Source organism: Amycolatopsis rhizosphaerae, from assembly GCF_007713715.1.
GTDB classification, from domain to species: Bacteria; Actinomycetota; Actinomycetes; order Mycobacteriales; family Pseudonocardiaceae; genus Amycolatopsis_E; species Amycolatopsis_E rhizosphaerae.
The window spans coordinates 1-13,925 of the sequence record NZ_VJWX01000157.1 but is presented as its reverse complement, the minus strand read 5'-3'; the positions used below and the strand labels follow the sequence as shown (position 1 = coordinate 13,925).

Sequence of the window (13,925 nt, the reverse complement as noted above, 5' to 3'; positions counted from 1 at the left end):
CCCTTTTGCAGGCCCCTCACCCCCGGCCGGAGGGACTGGGGCAAGCCGTGAAGGGTCCCTTCACAGTCGAATCGACTGTGAAGGGACCCTTCACGGCCAATACTCACGCGACTTTGCCGGGGCCCTGGTTGTGGAACCGTGATTTCGGCAACAGCGGTCTTTCCGGCGGTAAGGATTTTGGTTGCCGAGCGGATACAACCGTCGGGCCGCCGTGTCCAGGGCCCGTGTCCGAACCGCGTCCGCATCCCGAAGGAGGCCTCCCTTCGTGCCGCCCGAGCAGGCACCCGTGATCGGCAAGGCCAGCCGCCGGTCATGGCTCATCTGGTCCGCCGCAGTCTTCGTCTACCTCCTCTCCGTCTTCCACCGCACCTCCTTCGGGGTGGCGGGCCTGGAAGCCGCCGGCCGCTTCCACGTCGGTGCGGCCGCGCTGGGCACCTTCACCGTCCTGCAGGTCGGCGTGTACGCCGCGATGCAGATCCCCACCGGCGTCCTCGTCGACCGCTACGGCCCGCGCCGCGTCCTGATCGCCGCGCTGCTGTTCCTCGGCCTCGGCCAGACCCTGCTGGCGCTGGCGCATTCCTACGGACCCGGCCTGCTCGCCCGCGGCGTGCTCGGCTTCGGCGACGCGATGACCTTCGTCAGCGTCCTGCGCCTGGTCGCCGCCCACTTTCCGGCCCGCCAGTACGCCGTCGTCGCGTCGCTGACCGGGGCCGTCGGCTTCGTCGGCAACCTCGCCGCGACCGTCCCGCTCACGCTGCTGCTCGCCGGGCCGGGCTGGACTCCGACCTTCCTCGCCGCGGGCCTGCTCACCGCGGTCTACTCGGTCGTGGTCGCGCTGCGCGTGCGGGACACGCCCACCGGCGCCGCCGAACCGGTGCGGGTGGACCGGCGGGCGCTGCTGGGCCAGATCGCCTCCGCCTGGCGGGTGCCGGGCACGCGGCTCGGCTTCTGGGTGCATTTCACCACCGCGTTCGGGCCCAACGTGCTCACGCTGCTGTGGGGGGTGCCCTACCTGGTGCAGGGCCAAGGGCTGCCCAAGGCCACGGCGAGCGCCGTGCTGACGGTGTTCGTCTTCGGGGCGATGTTCGGCGGTCCCCTGCTCGGCGGGGCCATCGGCCGCCGTCCCGGCCTGCGGATGCCGCTGGCGGGCGGCTATCTCGGCGGGGCCGCGCTGGTGTGGGCGGTGCTGCTGGGCTGGCCGGGGACGGTGCCGGTCGCGGTGCTGGTGCCCGCGTTCGCCTTCCTGTCCCTGGGCGGACCGGCGTCGATGATCGGGTTCGCGCTGGCCAGGGACTACAACCCGCTGCGGCGGGTGGGCACCGCCACCGGGGTGGTCAACGTGGGCGGGTTCCTCGCCACCACGATCGCCGCGCTCGCCGTCGGGGTGCTGCTGCAGGCGACCGGCGGCGACTTCCGCCTCGCGCTGCTGGCCGTGGTCGGGGTGCTGGCGCTGGGCACCGGCCAGGTGCTGCGGTGGTGGCGGCGGGCCCGCCTGGCGCTGTTCGAGGCGCAGGCCCGCGGCGAGCAGGTCCCGGTGCGGATCCGGCGCCGCCGGTGGGACGCGCCGGTGCCCGAGCCCGCTCCGGCGCCCCGGGCCGCCTGAGCCACCTGCGCGGCACCCGCCGCACCGGCACGCCTTAAGGTTGCGTCTCGTGCAGAAAACGCCTCCACCGCCCGGACTCCTCGTCGTCGACAAGCCGCCGGGGATGACCTCGCACGACGTGGTCGCGCGAGTCCGCCGCATCATGGGGACGCGCAAGGTCGGCCACGCCGGCACGCTCGACCCGATGGCCACCGGAGTGCTCGTCCTCGGGATCGAGCGGGCCACCAAGCTGCTCGGCCACCTGGCACTGGACCGCAAGACGTACCTGGCCACGTTCTCCCTCGGCGCTTCGACCACCACCGACGACGTCGAGGGCGAGTCGTTGTCCACCGCCGGGCCCGAGGAACTCGCCGCGGCCACCGACGAGCGGATCGCCGCCGGGATCGCCGCGCTGACCGGTGAGATCGAGCAGGTGCCGAGCGCGGTGAGCGCGGTGAAGGTGGCGGGCAAGCGCGCCTACGCCAGGGTCCGTGCGGGCGAAGACGTCGCGCTGCCGCCGCGCAGGGTCACCGTCTACCGCTTCGACCTGCTGGCCACGCGGCGCGAAGCGGACCGGATCGAACTCGACGCGGTGGTGGAGTGCTCTTCGGGCACCTACGTCCGCGCGCTCGCCCGCGATCTCGGCAAGGCGCTCGGCGTCGGCGGGCACCTCGCCGCGTTGCGCCGCACCACGGTGGGCCCGTTCACCCTCGCCACGGCGCGCACCCTCGAGCAGCTCGAGGCGAACCCCGTGCTCTCGCACGACTTGTCGTCCGCGGTGGCCACCGCCTTCCCGCGCTACGACGTGGACGCCCGCACCGCGAAGGCCGTCCAATATGGACAGCAGGTGCGCGCTTCCGGGCTGGAGGGCACCTACGGGGTGTTCGGGCCGGACGGCCGGGCGCTCGCGCTGGCGGTGGACGCGGGCGGCGTGGCCCGCTCGATCGTCGTGCTCGACCCCGCCTGAGGCCGCGGTGCCCGCGGCGGCACCGCCACGCGGACCACGTCCCGGTGTTCTCTAAGGTGGGCTCCGTGCAGAGGTGGCGTGGTCTGGAAGATCTCCCCGGCGGCTGGGGACGGTGCGTGGTCACGATCGGGGTGTTCGACGGGGTGCACCGCGGACACCAGGCCCTGATCGGCAAGACGGTGGAGATCGCCCGGTCCCGCGGGCTGCCCAGCGTGGTGCTGACCTTCGACCCGCATCCCTCCGAGGTGATCCGGCCGGGCAGCCACCCGGCGCAGCTGACGACGCTGCGCCGCAAGGCGGAGCTCGTCGAAGAGCTCGGCGTGGACGTGTTCGCGGTGCTTCCGTTCACCCCGGAGCTCATGCGCGTGCCCGCGCACGAGTTCGTGCACGAGATCCTGGTGGACCGGCTGCACGCGGCGGCGGTGGTGGTGGGGGAGAACTTCACCTTCGGCGCGAAGGCCGCGGGCAACGTGGCCCTGCTCCGGGAACTCGGCCGCCGGTTCGGGTTCGTCACCTACGGGGCCGAACTGCAGGGCGCCGGGCAGGCCGTGGGCGACAAGCCGGAGATCACCTTCTCCTCGACCTACGTGCGCGCCTGCATCGACGCGGGGGACGTCGAAGCCGCCGCCGAGGCGCTCGGCAGGCCGCACCGGCTGGAAGGCATCGTCGTGCGGGGTGACGGCCGTGGCCACGATCTCGGCTATCCCACCGCGAACCTGTCCACCCCGCGGTTCGCCGCGGTGCCGGCGGACGGCGTGTACTGCTGCTGGTTCGTGCGGGCCGCCGACCCCGGACGGAGGCTGCCCGCCGCGGTCTCGGTGGGCACCAACCCGACGTTCTCGGGGCGGGAACGCACGGTCGAGGCGTTCGTGCTCGACGTCGACGAGGACTTCTACGGCCAGCACGTGGCGCTGGACTTCATCGACCGGCTGCGCGACCAGATCCGCTTCTCCACGCCGGAAGCGCTGGTCGAGCGCATCGACGACGACGTGAAGCGCACCCGCGAGATCCTCGGCCTCACCGAGGGGTGACGACTGGCCGGAAGTGGTCGGGACCGGTTCCGCAAAACCGGCCCGCCCGGCCCGACCGGCCTGGCAAGATGCGGGGCATCGGTGGTAGCCGGCCCTGACCGGGGAGTGAGGAGGCCTGGTGGGCGAGCCGCCCAGGACCGTTCAGCGTGGCCGATCGCGGGCGGAGGGCCCGCGCAGACTTGGGGAGCAGCCAACCGTGGATGACCACAAGATCGTCCAGCGCAACATCGCACTGCAACGGGAATGGTACGGGGAACCGCTCGGCGACCGGGTGCGGCGTCTCGTGGTGGCGTTCGACGTGTCGCAGGCTTATCTTGCGGAGGTGCTCGGGATCAGCGCTCCGATGCTGAGCCAGGTGATGAGCGGGCGGCGGGCCAAGATCGGCAACCCGGTGGTCCTCGCCCGGATGATCATGCTCGAGCGCAAGTGCCTCATCCCGGAGGTGGCGGCCGGGCACAAGGCGGCGCTGGTGGCCGCGCTCGAGGACGTCAAGGATTCGCGGCCGATGGTGGGCCGCGACAACATCCCGGTCGCCGCGGTGACCGACGACCAGCTGGTCCTGGCCGCGCTCCGCGAGATCGCCGAGGACGAGGACCTCGGCGAGGCGGCCAAACGGCTCGACGACGAGTTCCCCGCGATCGCCGACCTGCTCCGCCGCGCCGGGCTGCAGGGGTGACCATGCTGCTGTTTTCCGCTGTGCTGCTGCCGGAGGCGATCGTCGCCTCCCTGCGCTCCCATCTGGACGGCCTGCCGGACGCCGGCCCGGGGATCCGCTGGGTGGCGCCCGAACAGTGGCACATCACGCTCGGCTTCTACGGCGAGTCCGGCGATCCGGCCGAGCCCGCCTCACGGGCGGGGTGGCTGCGCACGGCACTGGCGGGCCGGGCGGCACCCCTGGTGCGGCTCGAAGGCGCCGGTACCTTCTCCCACGTGCTCTACGTCGGGGTCTACAGCGAAGGCCTCGCCGAGCTGGCCGCGGCGGCCGGTGCGCAGCAGGAAGAACGGCCGTACCTGCCGCATCTGACCGTGGCGCGCACCAAGCGCATGGTGCCGCGGGAGCTGGCGCACGGCCTGTCGGGCTTCGCGAGCGAACCGTGGGAACCCGCCGAGGCGGTGCTCATGCGCAGCGACCGCACCCCCCAAGGCGCGCAGTATTCCGTAGTCGAGCGGTTTCCGCTCGTGTCCCGGCAGGCCGGGTGAGTACCTGCCTGATACCCTGGAGTACTGGGTCCGGCTGCAGTCCGTGGCGGCCGTGACCGGCTCACCCGGCGCGAGAAGCGCGTCCGGGCCGCACGGCACAGACAGAGCAAGGAGAACACCCACAGTGGCGCTGTCCACCGACGAGAAGAAGTCGATCCTCTCCGAGTACGGCCTGCACGACTCGGACACCGGATCCCCCGAGGCCCAGGTCGCTCTGCTGACGAAGCGGATCGTCGGCCTCACCGAGCACCTCAAGGTGCACAAGCACGACCACCACTCGCGTCGCGGGCTGCTGCTGCTGGTCGGCCGTCGTCGCCGGCTGCTCAACTACGTGATGAAGGTGGACATCGAACGGTATCGGTCGCTGATCCAGCGACTCGGCCTCCGCCGATGACATCGCCCGAGGGGGAGTGACCACCCGGTCGCTCCCCCTCGGTCCATAAGAAGAAGCAAGCAACAAAGAGGCAGGCGACCGAGCGCGAGGACTTCTTCGCCGGTCCTCGGTAGTGGCCTCCGGGAGCGGTCCCGGGGGCTTCGATCGAAGACCGGCCTCGTTCCTCGCGCGACGCCCCGCACGGGCGGGGCACAGGTGTCGCCATACGAACGAGGAGAGTTCAACAGATGACCGACGCAGGCGGATTCACGGTGCACGAAACCGAAGCCGTCATCGACAACGGCAGGTTCGGCACCCGCACGATCCGCTTCGAGACGGGCAGGCTGGCCCGGCAGGCCGCCGGGGCCGTCGTGGCCTACCTGGACGAAGAGACCATGCTGCTGTCGGCGACCACCGCCTCCAAGCAGCCGAAGGAGCACTTCGACTTCTTCCCGCTGACGGTGGACGTCGAGGAGCGGATGTACGCCGCGGGCCGGATCCCGGGAGCGTTCTTCCGCCGGGAGGGCCGCCCCTCCACCGACGCGATCCTGACCTGCCGCCTGATCGACCGGCCGCTGCGGCCGTCGTTCGCCGACGGGCTGCGCAACGAGATCCAGATCGTGGTCACGGTGCAGAGCCTGCACCCGGACGACCCGTACGACGTGCTGGCGATCAACGCGGCTTCGGCCTCCACCCAGATCGGCGGCCTGCCCTTCTCGGGTCCGATCGGCGGCGTGCGCGTCGCGCTGATCGAGGGCCAGTGGGTGGCGTTCCCGACCTGGGCGCAGCTGGAGAAGGCCACCTTCAACATGGTGGTCGCCGGCCGCGTGGTCGGTGAGGGCGAGTCCGACGTCGCGATCATGATGGTCGAGGCGGAGGGCACCGAGCACACCCTGGACCTGATCGCCGGCGGCGCGAAGGCGCCCGACGAGCAGACCGTGGCCGAGGGCCTGGACGCGGCCAAGCCGTTCATCCGGGTGCTGTGCGAGGCGCAGCAGCGTCTCGCCGAGGTGGCCGCCAAGCCGACCGGCGAGTTCCCGGTGTTCCCGGCCTACCAGCCCGACGCCTTCGACGCGGTCGCCGCGATCGCGACCGACGACCTGGCCCGTGCGCTCACCATCGCGGGCAAGCAGGAGCGCGAAAACACCATCGACGAGGTCAAGGCCGCCGTGGTGGCCAAGGTCGGCCTCGGCGAGGGCGAGGCCTTCGAGAACCGGGACAAGGAGATCGGCGCCGCGTTCCGCGCGCTGACCAAGAAGCTGATCCGCCAGCGCATCCTGCGCGACAAGGTCCGCATCGACGGCCGTGGCCTGACCGACATCCGGCAGCTGTCCGCCGAGGTGAGCGTGGTGCCCCGGGCGCACGGTTCGGCGCTGTTCGAGCGCGGCGAGACCCAGATCCTGGGTGTCACCACGCTGAACATGCTGCGCATGGAGCAGCAGATCGACTCGCTGTCCCCGGAGACCACCAAGCGCTACCTGCACCACTACAACTTCCCGCCGTTCTCCACCGGCGAGACCGGCCGTGTCGGTTCGCCGAAGCGGCGGGAGATCGGGCACGGCATGCTCGCCGAGCGCGCGCTGGTGCCGGTGCTGCCCAAGCGGGACGAGTTCCCCTACGCGATCCGCCAGGTGTCGGAGGCGCTGGGCTCCAACGGCTCCACCTCGATGGGGTCGGTGTGCGCCTCGACCATGGCGCTGTTCAACGCCGGTGTGCCGCTGAAGGCGCCGGTGGCGGGCATCGCGATGGGCCTGGTGTCCGACCAGGTCGACGGCAAGACCGAGTACGTCGCGCTGACCGACATCCTCGGTGCCGAGGACGCCTTCGGTGACATGGACTTCAAGGTCGCGGGCACCAGGGACTTCATCACCGCGCTGCAGCTGGACACCAAGCTCGACGGCATCCCGAGCGAGGTGCTGGCGGCCGCGCTGAAGCAGGCCAAGGACGCCCGCCTGACCATCCTCGAGGTGATCGCCGAGGCCATCGACGGCCCCGACGAGATGAGCCCGTACGCGCCGCGCGTGACCAGCGTGAAGATCCCGGTCGACAAGATCGGCGAGGTCATCGGGCCGAAGGGCAAGATGATCAACTCGATCACCGAGGAGACCGGCGCCGACATCTCCATCGAGGACGACGGCACGATCTACGTGGGCGCCGCCGACGGCCCGTCGGCGGAGGCGGCGATCAGCAAGATCAACGCCATCGCCAACCCGCAGCTGCCGAAGGTGGGCGAGCGGTTCCTCGGCACCGTGGTGAAGACGGCCGCCTTCGGCGCGTTCGTCTCGCTGCTGCCGGGCAAGGACGGCCTGATCCACATCTCGAAGCTGGGCAACGGCAAGCGCATCGGCAAGGTCGAGGACGTGGTCAACGTGGGCGACAAGCTCCGCGTCGAGATCGCCGACATCGACAACCGCGGCAAGATCAGCCTGATCCTGGTCAAGGACGAGGAAGAGACCGCGGAGAAGGCCGACAAGCCCGCCGAGAAGCAGGGCGGGGCCGAGGCGGAGAAGTCCGACACCGCTCAGTGATCCGGTAGTCCCGACGGCCCGTCCGAGCTTTCTCCTCGGACGGGCCGTTCGCGACTGCCGGCCATTCGACACCACATTCGCTGAAGGAACACATTGGCGCGACAGACACCGGGGTACGAGCAGCCCGTGGGCAGCACGCGCACCCTGGACACCTCCGTCCGGCGAACGGTCCTGCCGGGCGGCCTCCGCGTGATCACCGAACAGGTGCCGGGAGTGCGCTCCGCCACGGTCGGCCTCTGGGTGGGCATCGGCTCCCGCGACGAGCCGGAGAGCGTGGCCGGGGCCGCGCACTACCTGGAACACCTGCTGTTCAAGGGCACCACGCACCGCAGCGCGACGCAGATCGCCGAGGAGATCGACGCGGTCGGCGGCGAGCTCAACGCGTTCACCGCCAAGGAACACACCTGCTACTACGCCCAGGTTCTCGACGAGGACCTGCCGCTGGCCATGGACTTGGTCACCGACGTGGTGTTCGAGGCACTGTGCACGGATTCCGATGTGGACACCGAGCGCAGCGTGGTCCTCGACGAGATCGCGATGCGCGACGAGGACCCGGAGGACCTGCTCCACGAGACCTTCGTCAGCACCGTGCTCGCGGGCCATCCCCTGGCGAAACCGGTGCTGGGCACCGAGGAGTCGATCACCGGGATGTCGCCCGCCGCGCTGCGGGGCTTCTACCGACGCCGCTACCGCCTGCCGCGGATGGTCCTCGCGGTGGCGGGCAACATCGAGCACGCCCAGGTGCTTCGCCTGGTGCGCAAGGCCTTGCGGGACCGGCTGGCCGGTTCGGACACCCCGGTGGCGCCGCGGCGCGGCCGGGCGAGGATCACCGCCGAACGCAGGCTCGTGCTGCACACCGACGACACCGAGCAGGCGCACGTGATGCTCGGGATGCGCGCGCCGTCCCGGCACGACGAGCGGCGTTACGCGCTCAACGTGCTCAACGCCGCGCTGGGCGGCGGGATGAGTTCCCGGCTGTTCCAGGAGATCCGCGAGCGGCGCGGCCTGGCCTACCAGGTCTACTCGTCGGTGTCCGGTTACGCCGATACCGGGCATCTGTCGGTGTACGCGGGCTGCCAGCCGGACAAGCTCGGCGAGGTGGCGAACGTGCTCCGCGATCTGCTCGGGCAGGTCGGCAAGGAGGGGTTCACCGACGCCGAAGTGGCGCGCGCCAAGGGCCAGCTCCGGGGCGGGCTGGTGCTCGGCCTCGAGGACACGGCCTCCCGCATGTCGCGGATCGGCAAGCAGGAACTCAACTTCGGGCTGTACGAAAGCGTCGACGAGACGGTCGCGCGGATCGAAGCGGTCACCACGGAACAGGTGTATGACCTGGCTCGCACCCTCTTCCGCGCCCCGGGTGGGGTGTCCGCGGGCGCGGTGGTCGGGCCGTACGCTCATGACGACGACCTGCCCGCCGATCTGCACGAGGTGATCGCTTCATGACCCGCGGCGAAAACGACCCGATCCGGGTGGGGGTGCTCGGCGCCCATGGGCAGATGGGCACCCAGGTGGTGAAGGCCGTGACGGCCGCGCCGGACCTGACGGTCGCCGCCGCGATCGATTCGGACGGCGCGCTGTCCGAGCTCACCGACGCCGGCGCCGAGGTCGTCGTCGACTTCACCCGGCCGAACGTGGTGATGGACAATCTGCGTTTCGCCACCGAGCACGGCATCCACGCCGTGGTGGGCACGACGGGCTTCACCGAGGAGCGGCTGGACACGCTGCGCGAGTGGCTGCGGCCCCATCCGGAGCTCGGTGTGCTGATCGCCCCGAACTTCGCGCTCGGCGCGGTGCTCGCGATGCGCTTCGCCGTCCAGGCGGCGCGCTACTACGAGTCCGTCGAGATCGTGGAACTGCACCACAACCGCAAGGCCGACGCGCCCTCCGGCACCGCCGCGCACACCGCGGCGCTGATCGGCCAGGCCCGGCGGGAGGCGGGGCTGAAACCGGGTGCCGACGCGACCACCAGCGAACTCGACGGGGCACGCGGTGCGCTCGTCGAGGACGTGCGGGTGCATTCGGTGCGGTTACCGGGACTCGTCGCGCACGAGGAGATCCTCTTCGGCGCTCCCGGGGAGACTCTCACCGTCCGCCACGATTCCCTGGACCGTGTCTCGTTCATGCCCGGCGTGCTCGTCGGCGTGCGGGAGGTACTCCGGCGACCGGGCCTCACCGTGGGCCTGGAGAACGTGCTCGACCTGTGAAGGCCCGCAACGTCGCCCTGCTGATGACCGCGGCGCTCGTGGTCTACCTGGTGCTGCTCGCCGACCGGGCCGTCCAGCTGGTGAAGACGGGCAGCACGGCCGGGATCGCCCTGGGCGTGGCCGTGCTGGTGCTGCCGCTGCTCGGGGTGTGGATGATCATCGCCACCTGGCGGTCCGGCCTGCGCATCCAGCACCTGTCGCGGCGGCTGGACGAGGAGGGCGGGCTGCCCGACGCCTCGGAGCTGCCGCGGCGGCCCTCCGGCCGGGTGGACCGTGACGCCGCCGACGCGTGGTTCGAGCAGCGCCGCGCCGAACTGGAGGAGCACCCCGGGGACTGGCGGCGGTGGTACCGGCTGGCCCATGCCTACGACCTCGCCGGCGACCGCCGCCGCGCCCGCGCCGCGATGCGCAAGGCCCTCGACCTCGAGGCCGCCGAGCACGCGAAGTAGCCAGCCCTTCCCGGCCCGCCGGGCGCACTCACCAGTGCAGCCAGGACGAGAACAGGGCCGGGAAGGACGCGAGCACGCTGTAGCGGACGAAGCGTCCGGCCAGCCCGGCGGCGACGAAGGTGACCAGCGGCATGGCCACCAGGCCCGCCAGCACCGTGGTCGCCATGAACGGCGGCACCCCCACCACCGAACTGACCCCGTAGGTCCCGGTCATCCAGTGCGGATGCCGGTGGCAGCGTTCCCGCAGGGCGTCGAGCCTGACCCGCAGGCCCTTGGTGCGTTCGTGCCAGCGCTGCCGCCACCGCGTGGGCGGGCGTTGCCGGTGCAGGCGGTCGTGCAGCCAGGGCGGGAGCCGGATCGAGCCGCGCGCGGCGAGGTAGTACAGCAGTTTCCCGGCGACCTGGCCGATGGCCACCGCGGCCCCGACGAGGAACCACCGTGCCGTCGGCTCGGTGGCCATCAGGCCGACCACGAACACCTCGACACTGATCAGGGGCAGGAGCGCGGAGCCGAACGCCACCCCGAGCGCCAGGCAGAACCAGCCGAACATTACGCCTCCCCAAACCGTTGTGACGACGGTATCGGTTCGGGGCCCTCCGGGCAGGAGGGTTGGCCCTACTCTTCGCTTCCCGCCGACCACCCGCCGGTCACCTCCCGGCCACTTGCCGGTGGAAACCTGGCGCGGTGCGGCACAACGGCAACAACGACAACAACGGCAGCAACACTGCGAACCTCTTCGCCGGCTTCTGCGCGGCCGTCGTGCGGCGGCTGCCCTTCGGCCTGGCCACCGTGATCGCGCCGGACTTCGTCGGGTTCGCGCTCATCAACGGCTTCACCTTCAGCGTCGACCTCGCGCTGCTCACCCTGGGCCGCGGGATACTCGGGCTGCCCCTGCCCATCGCCGTCACCGCGGGCTACCTGGGCGGGTTCGGGCTGAGCTTCGTACTGAACCGGGTGTTCAACTTCCGGTCGCACGCGCCCGTCGCGGGGCAGGCCCTGCGGTACGCGATCGCCGTGGGCGTCAACTACCTCGCGTTCATCCTCGGTGCGTCCAGCGGGCTGGCGGCGCTCGGCGTGGAATATCACCTGTCCCGGGTGCTGGCCGGTGCCGGCGAGGCGGTATTCATGTACTGCGTGCTGCGCTGGTTCGTGTTCGGCGGTTCACGGACCGCGCCCGGTGAGGGGACCCGCTCGACGGCGCCGGTGCGCAGGCAACCAAGATAGGGGCAGCCGCGTCTGTATCCGCGGTCCGTCTCTTGGCCGGGACCTGGGAGAAACGTTTTGAGATCTGTCATCTCGACCCTGAGATACGGGAGTGCCGCCGATCGCGCGCGCGTGAGTTTCGAGTTGCTGCTGGCCGTGGTGCTGTTCGGCGCGCTCGCCTACTACGCGCACGGCATCCGGAAGTGGCCCACCGACGTCGACGTCTACCGGCTCGGCGCGGACACCCTGCTGAAGGGTCACTCGATCTACACGCAGCTGCCCGTGTCCACGATCGGCGGTCCGCTGCCCTACACGTACCCGCCGTTCTCGGCGATCGTGTTCGTCCCACTGGCGATCGTCCCGCCGCACATCGGGTACCCGCTGCTCACCGCGGTGACCTGCCTGGCGCTGTTCCCGATCCTGCTCGCCTACCGCAAGTCCTCGCCGGAGCTGCGCGGGCTGCTGGCGAAGCCGTGGATGGTGGTCGCGGGTGCCTGTGTGCTGGTCGTCGCGCACCCGGTCGCCAACACGATCTTCTGGGGCCAGATCAACGTCCTGCTGATGATGCTGGTGGCGCTGGACTGCCTCCACCCCAACCCGCGCTGGCCGCGGGGCGCGCTCATCGGCATCGCGGCGGCGATCAAGCTGACCCCGGCGGGGTTCGTGCTGATCTTCCTGCTGCGCCGCGACTTCCGCGCGGTGATCACCAGCTTCGTCAGTTTCCTGGTGATGACCGCGATCGCGTTCGTGCTCGCGCCCGCTGACTCCGTCAAGTACTGGACCGACCGCGTCTTCCACGCGACCGGCATGAACATCGGCCCGATCCACGCGAACGAGTCGGTGACGGCGAGCCTGGAGAAACTGGGCCTCGGCGGCCACACGCTGACTGTGGCGGGCGGGCTGGGGGTGCTCGCCGTGCTGGTGATGGCCTGGCTGGGCACCAAGCGCGCGCTCGACGACGGCAACCTCGCCCTCGCGCTCGGGGTGAACGCGGCCGGGGTGCTGCTCGTGTCGCCGATTTCGTGGTCGCACCACTGGATACTGGCGCTGCCCACCGCGGCCCTGATCCTGGTGATGGGGTACCAGCGGCACCGGTTCTGGCTGCTGTTCGCCGGCTGGGTGGCCGTGGTGATCCTCTGGCTCGCCCCGCACTACTGGGTGCCGCTGGAGTACGAGATCTGGAGTTTCCCGCAGAAGGTCGTGGGCAGCAGCTACCAGTTGCTCGCGGTGCTGTTCCTGGTCGTGATGACGGTGCGCTGGTTCCGCGGCAGGCGGCCCCGCTCAGGGCACGAGCCGGAGCTCGAGGCCGCCCGTGAGCCGGACTTCACGCAGCCGGCGCTCGCCGGTGTCGAGGGTGCGCACAGTGCCGTCGGGACGCCAGCCCGCATGCCGGAAGAAGCCCAGTGACGCGGAGTCGGACTCGGCCACCCAGCTGATCCCGCGCTCCGCGCCCCGCAGGCGCAGTCCCTCGGCGGCCGCCGCGAGCAGGCGGCCGCCGTGGCCGCGCCGGCCCCAGCGGGGCTCGACCAGCAGGGTGGCGATCAGGCCGGTGCGGTCGGCGTCCCCGGGCAGCGTGCCCGAGGCGCTCGCCACCTCCTCGTGCGGTGCGAGCCCGGCCACACAGAACCCGACGGTGGTGCCGCCTTCGACGGCGACGTGCACCGTGGTGCCCGGAAACGCGATGGCCTCGGCCCACCGCCGCTCGGCGCTGGAGTCCAGTTCGGCGAGTGCCCGTTCCCCCAGCAGCCCCGCGTAGGCGGTGCGCCAGGTGAGGCGCTGGATGCGGGCGATCTCCGCGGCGTCCCCGGCCGCGGCGACGCGGACTTCGGCGGTCGTCATGTGCCGCAACCTACCGCTTTTCCCGCCGTTCTGTCGGTGGGTGCTGGCAGCATGGGCGCGGTGGAAACGATCAGTGCAGGGGTGGCGCGGCGGATGGCGCTGGCCGCCCAGGGGTTCGACCGGCCCCGGCCCGCCGCCGTCACCCGGCGGCAGCTGCGCCAGGTGCTCTCCCGGGTCCGGCTGCTCCAGCTCGACTCGGTGAACGTGGCGGTCCGCGCGCACTACGCGCCGCTGTTCTCGCGGCTGGGCGCGTACGACCGGACACTGGTGGACGAGGCGGCCTGGACGCACAGCACCCGCAAGCCGCGGCTGCTGGTGGAGACGTGGGCCCACGAGGCGAGCCTGATCCCGGTGGAGGACTGGCCGCTGCTGCGCTCCCGCGCGAAGCGGGCGGGCTGGTGGCGGCACTACGAGCCCGTCCTGCGGCGTTCCCCGGCGCTCGTGGAGGACATCCTCGCCGTGGTGGCCGAGCTCGGCCCGGTCGGCGCGGGCCGCATCGAACGCGAGGTGGTAGGGGAGTCGCGGCGGCGGCAGGGGCCGTGGTGGGAC

Annotated in this window: 14 protein-coding genes and 1 pseudogene; 13 read left to right on the top strand and 2 right to left on the bottom strand. The window is 71.4% G+C overall.

Going from position 1 to position 13,925, the window contains the following annotated elements; genetic code table 11:
• Positions 1-286 precede the first annotated feature (286 nt).
• The 10 genes from FNH05_RS17140 (at position 287) to FNH05_RS17095 (ending at position 10,334) form a co-directional block, all read left to right on the top strand.
• Entirely contained in the window at positions 287-1,603 is a 1,317-nt protein-coding gene (locus FNH05_RS17140) for an MFS transporter (RefSeq protein WP_144589404.1), read from the top strand.
• A 49-nt stretch (positions 1,604-1,652) separates the two neighbouring features.
• Positions 1,653-2,549 carry a tRNA pseudouridine(55) synthase TruB gene (gene truB, locus FNH05_RS17135; RefSeq protein ID WP_186382586.1) on the top strand — a complete coding sequence of 299 codons (897 nt, stop codon included), beginning with the start codon at positions 1,653-1,655 and terminating at the stop codon, positions 2,547-2,549.
• Between the two features lie 65 nt (positions 2,550-2,614).
• Positions 2,615-3,580 carry a bifunctional riboflavin kinase/FAD synthetase gene (locus FNH05_RS17130; protein ID WP_144589400.1) on the top strand — a complete coding sequence of 322 codons (966 nt, stop codon included), beginning with the start codon at positions 2,615-2,617 and terminating at the stop codon, positions 3,578-3,580.
• 196 nt (positions 3,581-3,776) lie between these two features.
• On the top strand, positions 3,777-4,256 hold the full coding sequence (locus FNH05_RS17125; RefSeq protein WP_144589398.1) for a helix-turn-helix domain-containing protein: 480 nt from the start codon (positions 3,777-3,779) through the stop codon (positions 4,254-4,256).
• Positions 4,257-4,258: 2 nt separating this feature from the next.
• Positions 4,259-4,780 carry an RNA 2',3'-cyclic phosphodiesterase gene (thpR, locus tag FNH05_RS17120; protein ID WP_144589396.1) on the top strand — a complete coding sequence of 174 codons (522 nt, stop codon included), beginning with the start codon at positions 4,259-4,261 and terminating at the stop codon, positions 4,778-4,780.
• Between the two features lie 124 nt (positions 4,781-4,904).
• Positions 4,905-5,174 carry a 30S ribosomal protein S15 gene (rpsO, locus tag FNH05_RS17115; protein ID WP_144589395.1) on the top strand — a complete coding sequence of 90 codons (270 nt, stop codon included), beginning with the start codon at positions 4,905-4,907 and terminating at the stop codon, positions 5,172-5,174.
• A gap of 227 nt (positions 5,175-5,401) precedes the next feature.
• A complete protein-coding gene (locus FNH05_RS17110) occupies positions 5,402-7,681 on the top strand; it encodes a polyribonucleotide nucleotidyltransferase (RefSeq protein ID WP_144589393.1) in 2,280 nt (759 codons plus the stop codon).
• Positions 7,682-7,774: 93 nt separating this feature from the next.
• A complete protein-coding gene (locus FNH05_RS17105) occupies positions 7,775-9,124 on the top strand; it encodes a M16 family metallopeptidase (RefSeq protein ID WP_144589391.1) in 1,350 nt (449 codons plus the stop codon).
• Positions 9,121-9,885, top strand: a complete 765-nt coding sequence (gene dapB / locus FNH05_RS17100; RefSeq protein ID WP_144589389.1) for a 4-hydroxy-tetrahydrodipicolinate reductase — start codon at positions 9,121-9,123, stop codon at positions 9,883-9,885. Before FNH05_RS17105 ends, dapB begins: the two co-directional genes overlap by 4 nt.
• Positions 9,882-10,334, top strand: a complete 453-nt coding sequence (locus tag FNH05_RS17095) for a hypothetical protein (RefSeq protein WP_144589387.1) — start codon at positions 9,882-9,884, stop codon at positions 10,332-10,334. The genes dapB and FNH05_RS17095 overlap by 4 nt, the downstream gene beginning before the upstream one ends.
• Positions 10,335-10,362: 28 nt before the next feature.
• On the opposite strand, the gene FNH05_RS17090 is transcribed toward FNH05_RS17095, so the two are convergent.
• Positions 10,363-10,884 (bottom strand): hypothetical protein, encoded by a 522-nt coding sequence (locus tag FNH05_RS17090; protein WP_144589385.1) that lies wholly within the window; start codon positions 10,882-10,884, stop codon positions 10,363-10,365.
• A gap of 134 nt (positions 10,885-11,018) precedes the next feature.
• Between FNH05_RS17090 and FNH05_RS17085 the strand changes: the two genes are divergently transcribed.
• Together FNH05_RS17085 and FNH05_RS39320 are read left to right on the top strand one after the other, a co-directional pair.
• Positions 11,019-11,558 (top strand): GtrA family protein, encoded by a 540-nt coding sequence (locus FNH05_RS17085; protein ID WP_144589383.1) that lies wholly within the window; start codon positions 11,019-11,021, stop codon positions 11,556-11,558.
• Positions 11,559-11,669: 111 nt separating this feature from the next.
• Positions 11,670-12,542, top strand: a pseudogene (locus tag FNH05_RS39320) (glycosyltransferase family 87 protein); the annotation flags it as partial.
• 276 nt (positions 12,543-12,818) lie between these two features.
• Here the strand turns inward: FNH05_RS39320 and FNH05_RS17075 are convergent.
• The gene (locus FNH05_RS17075; protein WP_144589381.1) at positions 12,819-13,376 is read right to left on the bottom strand and encodes a GNAT family N-acetyltransferase; all 558 of its coding nucleotides are present in this window, start codon (positions 13,374-13,376) and stop codon (positions 12,819-12,821) included.
• Between the two features lie 51 nt (positions 13,377-13,427).
• Here FNH05_RS17075 and FNH05_RS17070 point away from each other — a divergent pair.
• Positions 13,428-13,925: DNA glycosylase AlkZ-like family protein (locus FNH05_RS17070; RefSeq protein ID WP_186382585.1), on the top strand; the 498-nt coding region annotated here is incomplete at its 3' end.